This window comes from Marilutibacter maris (assembly GCF_006546735.2).
Lineage (GTDB): Bacteria > Pseudomonadota > Gammaproteobacteria > Xanthomonadales > Xanthomonadaceae > Marilutibacter > Marilutibacter maris.
Window position 1 is genome coordinate 1 of the sequence record NZ_VICD02000074.1, and the last position, 1,896, is coordinate 1,896.

Here is a 1,896-nt window from a genome sequence, read left to right on the forward strand (position 1 = left end):
ATGTCTGAGCGCAGCGAGTTTGGGCGCCGTGCCGCCGGCCTCGAGGCGCACAGGGGACCGGGACGGCGCAGCCGGCCCGGCGGGCGTCAGGAGCGAGCGGTTTTGGTTCCTTTTGCCAAGACAAAAGGAACCCGCCGAAGGCGGAAGCCTTTGCTCTTGATCCCAGGAAAAGGAAACCTTGGACAAGCCCGGCTGCTGGAGGGGGCGCAGCCACGCGGCGGGTGTCAGGAGCCAGTTGCTCCGGTTCCTTCTACCGGGGCGGAAGGAACCCTCCCAAGGCGGAAGCCTTTACACTCGCGCCATGAAAATCGCCAGCTGGAACGTCAATTCCCTCAACGTCCGCCTCCCGCATCTGCAGCAGTGGTTGTCGCAGGCGGCGCCGGACATCGTCGCGCTGCAGGAGACCAAGCTGGAGGACAGCCGGTTTCCGGACGAGGTCCTGGCCGCCGACGGCTGGCGCAGCGTGTTCGCCGGACAGAAGACCTACAACGGCGTGGCGATCCTCGCGCGCGGGGCGATCGACGATGTGCAGATCGGCATTCCCGGCTTCGAGGACGAACAGAAGCGGGTGATCGCGGCGACCGTCGCCGCGCCCGGAACGTCGGATCCGGTGCGCATCGTCAACCTGTACGTGGTCAACGGCCAGGACGTGGGCACCGACAAGTACGACTACAAGCTGCGCTGGCTCGATGCGGTGCACGGCTGGCTGGCCGCGGAGATCCAGCGGCATCCGCGGCTGGTGGTGCTGGGCGACTTCAACATCGCCCCCGACGACCGCGACGTCCACGACCCGGAGCTGTGGAACGACGGCCATATCCTGACCTCGACCGCCGAGCGCGACGCGCTGCGCAGGCTTTGCGCGCTGGGCCTGCACGACGGCTATCGCCTGCACCACGAGGAGGGCGGGGTGTTCAGCTGGTGGGACTACCGTCAGGCCGGATTCCGCCGCGACCGCGGCCTGCGTATCGACCTGACCCTGGTCTCGGACGCCTTGCGCGAGGCCTGTTCGGGCGCCGGCATCGATCGCGAGCCGCGCACCTGGGAGCGGCCGAGCGACCACGCCCCCGCCTGGGTCCAGCTGGGCTGAGCGGAGCGCCGCTCAGGCCAGCGCGGGGTCCGCGCGCAGGCCCTCGACCAGGTGATCGAACACCGTGCGGACCTTGGCCGAGACCCGGCGGCCCTCGTGATGCAGGACATGGACCGGCAGCGGCGGCGGCTCGAATCCGGCCAGCACCACCACCAGGGCGCCCGACGCCAGCGCCGGCGCGACCTGGTAGCTGAGCAGGCGCGCGCAGCCGTCGCCGGCGATCGCGGCGGCGATCGCCAGATCGGCGCTGTCGGTGGTCAGCCGCGAATGCACGCGCACGCTGCGGCCGGAGTCGAAACTCCACTCCGGGCCCGGACTCTGGCCGGTGAACTGGATGCAGGCATGCCCGGCGAGCGCGTCGGGGCTGGCGGGGACGCCGTGCGCATCCAGGTAGGACGGCGCCGCGCACACCATCCGCCGCACCTGCCCGACCTGGACCGCGCGCAACGACGATTCGGCCAGGGCGCCTAGGCGCACCGCGATGTCCATGTGTTCCTCGTAGAGGTTGACCACGCGGTCGACGAACAAGGTGTGCACGCTGATCAGCGGTTGCCGGCGCAGCAGGGTGCACAGCAGCGGGCCGACATGGCCGCGACCGAATAGCTGCGAGCTGGTGACCCCGACCCGGCCGCGCGGGGTCGCGTGGGTGCCGGCCGCCGCCGCCTCGGCCTCGGCCAGATCGGCGAGCAGGCGCCGGCATTCGTGCAGGAAGCGGTCGCCGGCATCGGTCAGCTGCACCCGCCGGGTGGTGCGGTGGAACAGCCGCGCGCCCAGCCGCGCCTCCAGCGCCGCCACCGCGCGGGTCACGC

Annotated in this window: 2 protein-coding genes; one reads left to right on the top strand and one right to left on the bottom strand. The window is 71.0% G+C overall.

What is annotated here, in order from left to right:
• Window positions 1-301: 301 nt before the first annotated feature.
• Entirely contained in the window at window positions 302-1,087 is a 786-nt protein-coding gene (gene xth / locus FKV24_RS05350; RefSeq protein WP_141481639.1) for an exodeoxyribonuclease III, read from the top strand.
• A 12-nt stretch (window positions 1,088-1,099) separates the two neighbouring features.
• On the opposite strand, the gene FKV24_RS05355 is transcribed toward xth, so the two are convergent.
• On the bottom strand, window positions 1,100-1,896 hold a 797-nt coding region (locus FKV24_RS05355), incomplete at its 5' end, for a LysR substrate-binding domain-containing protein (RefSeq protein ID WP_170288221.1).

Excerpts from the sequence above, each read along its gene's own strand:
- xth (WP_141481639.1), top strand. The coding sequence starts at position 302 with ATGAAAATCGCCAGCTGGAACGTCAATTCCCTCAACGTCCGCCTCCCG.